General features: G+C 32.7%; 4 protein-coding genes. 2 read left to right on the plus strand and 2 right to left on the minus strand.

From position 1 onward, the window contains the following. Both B3J44_RS18905 and B3J44_RS18910 read right to left on the minus strand, forming a co-directional pair. Positions 1–533 (minus strand): histidine kinase (locus tag B3J44_RS18905; RefSeq protein ID WP_286970526.1); only part of this gene is annotated, 533 nt, incomplete at its 3' end. A 4-nt stretch (positions 534–537) separates the two neighbouring features. After that, entirely contained in the window at positions 538–984 is a 447-nt protein-coding gene (locus B3J44_RS18910; protein WP_286970528.1) for a hypothetical protein, read from the minus strand. A gap of 274 nt (positions 985–1258) precedes the next feature. On the opposite strand from B3J44_RS18910, the gene B3J44_RS18915 reads away from it, so the two are divergent. Further along, a complete protein-coding gene (locus tag B3J44_RS18915) occupies positions 1259–3625 on the plus strand; it encodes an efflux RND transporter permease subunit (RefSeq protein ID WP_198855418.1) in 2367 nt (788 codons plus the stop codon). A gap of 446 nt (positions 3626–4071) precedes the next feature. Beyond that, the coding region (gene asnS / locus B3J44_RS18920) for an asparagine--tRNA ligase (protein WP_286970540.1) at positions 4072–5453 on the plus strand (1382 nt) is incomplete at its 3' end.

The raw sequence follows: 5453 nt of genomic DNA on the forward strand, positions 1-5453 counted from the left end.
TCAAAAACTACCGAAATAAAGGCATCTGCACTTTGTAAATCTGCATGTTTAAAAGCATTTTCAATTAAATCAATAGAAATTAAAGGTGCCAGTAAAGGCTGATCGTACAATTTGTCTTCTTGATTAATATTAGTTTTGACTTTCAGCTCAAAAAGCGGACTGATTTTGATTTTATTGATTTCGATCAAATTCAATGCAAAATCAATTTCTTCTTTTGCAGTTACAAACTTTTTTTTGCTTTCGTAAAGAATATAATCCAAAACATTGGCCAATTTATCCAAAGCAAAATAAGTCTGATAAGCGTGCGACTGAATAGAGTTTAGAATGTTCTTAAATAAATGCGGGTTTAGTTTGGATTCTAAATTTTCTAATTGCAAATCGTTTACCTTAGATTCTAAAGCATAAAAGCTTTTTTCGGCATCGTCTTTTGCTTTTTTGGTTTGCATTAATTGATAAATCATAAAACAAATGATGACAATTAAAAGCAAAAGAATTGCTAGAAAAATAAACGTTATGGTATTATTATTTTGCATGTTTTTAAGATTGTAAACTTTCTTTTAATGACATTTTATAATTAAGCAAAATTCCGGTTGTTAGCACCAAAATACTTGATGCCCACAAATAATATCCTAATCCAAATGAAACAATCTTGGCCATTGCACCACTTTCAGCTCCTAAAATTTCACTCCAAAAAGCAAAAGAAATAGTTAATCCAGACGCAATTAAACTCAAAAGAACTGCTTTTTCATTATTTTTCAGGAAATATATAATAGCCAAAAGACATAATGGATTGGCCAACCAAATAATTTCTTCAAATAATCCGCCACCCAAAAAAGCTATTGCACCAATCAAGAAATATCCTAAAGCCGAATCGTTTCTTACTTCGCCACTATAATTTACAACAATTGCATCTTGTGTTAATGAAATAAAAAGTAAAAGTAAACTTATGGCAATAGTTAGAAATTTAATCTGTTTTGAATCCATTTGTACTGAGTTTTAAGGAAAATAGAAAATCTAATCTGCTGTAATCTGTCAAATCTGCATGAGAATTTGCAAAAAATAAAGATTCAAATTTATTTCGCTATTATTCGAAATTAATTGCAAATATGAGAAAAGCTAACGACTAATCGACAAAAAGCAAGCAAATTGTCCCATTTTAAAGATGATATATTTTGTGTTAACATAAAGTAAAATAGAAAGGAATATTTATGATTTCGAGCACTTTTCACTACATTTGCATCCATTTTTTAAAGATGTTATGAAAAACACTATTCAAGTTGGATTTTGGGAAAAATTAGCCCGAATCATACTTAAAAACAGAATTACGATTCTAGTTATACTTTCTGCTTTGACTCTTTTCTTTGGTTATCAGTGGAAGAATCTTGCTATGACTTATACAGAAGCTAACTTGCTTCCAAAAGATCATATTGCAAATAAAGATTATCAAAAATTCCTTGATAAGTTTGGTGAGGAAGGAAATCTTATCGTTATTGGTTTTAAAGATCCTAAATTCTTTACTCCAAAAAACTACGCCGCATGGAATGAATTGATGACAGGTTTGAAAAAATCTAAAGAAGTTGATTTAGTAGTTTCTTTAAACGATTTGAAAAAGCTTGAAAAAGATACTGTTAACGAAAAATTTGTTTTAGCGCCTTTTATTGATCAAAGCAAAGTTCTGGATCCTACTTATTTAAAAGGCATTCAGCATGAATTATTCAATAATTTACCTTTCTATGAAGGTCTTTTGTTCAATAAAGAAAGCGGAAGTATTCGCTCTGCAGTTTACATCAATAAAAATTTGGTTAATACTGCTAACAGAAAAACGTTTATCCTAGAAAATCTAGTTCCGAAAATCAATAAATTCGAAAAAACAACCGGAATTGATTTGAAAGTTTCGGGAATGCCGTACATCAGAACGATCAATGCAGATAATATGAAAGGTGAAATCGGATTGTTTATTGGAGCGTCTTTATTGACCGTTTCACTGATTTTCTTTTTCTTCTTCCGTTCGTTTAGAGCTACGTTTATTTCAATCTGTATTTTGATTGTTGGTGTAACTTGGTCGTTTGGAACGCTTGGATTATTCGGATATAAAATCACGATTTTAACAGCTATAATTCCGCCGCTAATTATTGTAATCGGAATTACAAACTGTATATTCTTGATTAATAAATACCAGCAAGAAATTAAACTGCATAACAATCAAGCAAAAGCATTACAACGCGTTATTTCAAAAATTGGACATTCGACTTTTATGACCAATTTAACTGCTGCAATTGGTTTTGCTACTTTGATGATTACAGGAAACGAACTTCTTTTTGAATTCGGATTGGTAACTTCTATCAATGTGCTTTCTGTTTATACTTTGACACTTTTCATCGTGCCAATTATTTACAGTTTTATGCCTTTGCCAAAAGAGAAACATTTATACCACTTAGACAAAACTTATATTTCGACACTTTTAAATACAGTTACAACTATTGTTAAAGGCAAAAAGACAATTGTATACTGCATTTATGCGGTTCTATTTGTTGTGAGTTTGAATGGAGTTAGACAAATGAAAGTTTCGGGAAGTTTGATTGGCGAAATGCCGAAAAGCGCTTCTTTCTTTAAAGATATTTTATTTTACGAAAAGGAATTTAACGGAGTAATGCCTCTTGAAATTATGGTGGATACCAAAAAGAAAAAAGGTGTTATGAAAGCTTCGACTATTCGCAAAATGGATGAATTGCAGAATACGATTTCTGAAATTCCAGAATTAGCAAAACCAGTTTCTATAGTAAACTTGGTAAAATATTCTAAACAGGCTTTCTATAACGGAAACCCAGAATATTACCAATTACCGACTTCGCAAGAGCAGACTTTTATTTTAAGTTATGCTAAAAATGCGACGAAAAACAGCAAAGAAAATTTAATGAAAGCTTACGTTGATTCGACTGGACAATATGCTAGAATCACGACTTTCATGAAAGATATCGGAACAGATGAAATGGCAAAAGTAGAAGGAAAACTTCGCAAGAAAATTGACGAAATTTTCCCAAAAGACCGCTACGAAGTTACGATTACAGGAAAAGCTCTAGTTTTCCAGAAAGGAACAACTTATTTGGCGCATAACTTAATTGAGTCATTATTGTTTGCGATTTTAACTATTGCAATCTTAATGCTGTATTTATTCCGTTCGTTCAAAATGGTAGCCGCTTCTTTGATTACGAATATTTTACCGCTTTGCATTACTTCGGGATTAATGGGTTATTTCGGAATTCCGTTAAAACCTTCAACGATTTTGGTATTCAGTATCGCTTTCGGAATCTCAGTTGATAATGCCATTCAGTTTATGGCGAAATACAAAGATGAATTGACTCAAAATAAAGGAAAAGTAAAAAAATCTGTTTTCAGTGCTTTAAGAGAAACTGGAGTAAGTACATTCTACACTTCTATCGTTTTGATTTTAGGTTTTGCCACTTTTACTTTATCAAGCTTCAGCGGAACAATTGCTTTAGGAGGATTAATTTCTTGTACTTTGGTTTTTGCGATGTTTGCTAACTTGGTTGTTTTACCATCGTTGGTTTTAACTTTTGAAAAGAAGAAAACGAAGAAAGAAGAATTGGAGAATTTAGAGAAATAATTTTTTATTTGCCACTAATTCCACGAATTGGCACGAATTTAAAAAACATAAATCTTTGTCAAAGTTTTAAACTTTGACAAAGAAAGATAGTAGCACAGTTTGTCATTCCGAGGAACGAGGAATCTCACACGAAGCTCGACAAAGATTTGCCACAATATTGTCATTTCGACGAAGGAGAAATCTCCGCAAGTAGCTCCGCATAGTAATTCATAACTTTGTCGAGTTTCTTACGAAGATTTCTCCTTCGTCGAAATGACAAAACAAGAGAAATTGCTTCTTTTGAAACCAAAAACCCTAGCCTCGATCGTAGCGGCATCCTTTCTATTTTTCCTTTAAAAATAGAAAGATATAGCGAAGAGCGGGAAACAGCTTCAAAAATTAATTATTATCGATTATATTTGCAGTTGTTCAAAACGAATATTATTTAATATCAATTATATATAAAAATGAAACACACAAAAGTTAGAGACTTATTAAACAGTACGACGACGTTACAGGAAGTGAATGCAAAAGGATGGGTGAGAACTTTTAGAAATAATCAGTTTATCGCTTTAAATGACGGTTCTACCATTAATAATATTCAATGTGTTGTTGATTTTGAAAATACACCAGAAGAGACTTTAAAAAGAATCACAACTGGAGCAGCAGTTTCTGTAATTGGAACTTTGGTTGAAAGTAAAGGTGCAGGTCAGAAATACGAAATTCAGGTGAACAAACTTGAAATCCTTGGAGATTCTGATGCTGAGAAATTCCCAATGCAGCCTAAAAAACACTCTTTAGAATTTTTACGTGAAAACGCTCACTTACGTGTACGTACAAATGCTTTTGGTGCAATTATGCGTGTACGTTCGGTTTTATCTTATGCAGTTCACAGTTATTTCCAACAAAAAGGTTTCGTTTACGTAAACACTCCAATTATCACTGGAGCTGATGCTGAAGGCGCTGGAGAAATGTTCCAAGTAACTTCATTGCCTTTGGATAACCTTCCAAAAAATGAAGAAGGAAACATTGATTTCAAAAAAGATTTCTTTGGAAAACACACGAACTTAACAGTTTCTGGACAATTAGAAGGTGAAACTTTTGCAATGGCTTTGGGTCAGATTTATACTTTTGGACCAACGTTTAGAGCTGAGAATTCAAACACTTCTCGTCACTTGGCAGAATTCTGGATGATCGAGCCTGAAGTTGCTTTCAACGACCTTGACGACAACATGGATTTGGCTGAAGATTTTATTCAGTACGTAATCAAATATGCTTTAGACAACTGTAAAGACGATTTAGCTTTCTTAGAAGGAAGACTTCTTGAAGAAGAAAAATCAAAACCGCAGGCAGAAAGAAGCGAAATGGCTTTGTTAGAGAAATTGAACTTTGTTTTAGAAAACAACTTCAAACGTGTTTCTTATACAGAAGCAATTGACATTTTAAGAGATTCAACTCCAAATAAAAAGAAGAAATTCCAATATTTAATCAACGAATGGGGAGCTGATTTACAATCAGAACACGAACGTTTCTTGGTTGAAAAACACTTTAAATGTCCAGTAATTTTATACGATTACCCAGCAAACATTAAAGCGTTTTACATGCGTTTGAACGACAACACAGAACCAGGAAGAGAAACTGTTCGCGCAATGGACATCCTTTTCCCAGGAATTGGAGAAATCGTTGGTGGTTCTGAAAGAGAAGAGCGTTATGATGTTCTAGTTGAGAAAATGGAAAAACTTGGAATTGACAAAGAAGAATTATACTGGTATTTAGACACTAGAAGATTTGGATCGGCAACTCACGCAGGTTTCGGTTTAGGATTTGAGCGTTTAGTATTGTTTGTAAC

Origin of the sequence: Flavobacterium sp. UBA4854, from assembly GCF_002399805.1 — a bacterium.
Classification (GTDB): Bacteria; Bacteroidota; Bacteroidia; order Flavobacteriales; family Flavobacteriaceae; genus Flavobacterium; species Flavobacterium ginsengisoli.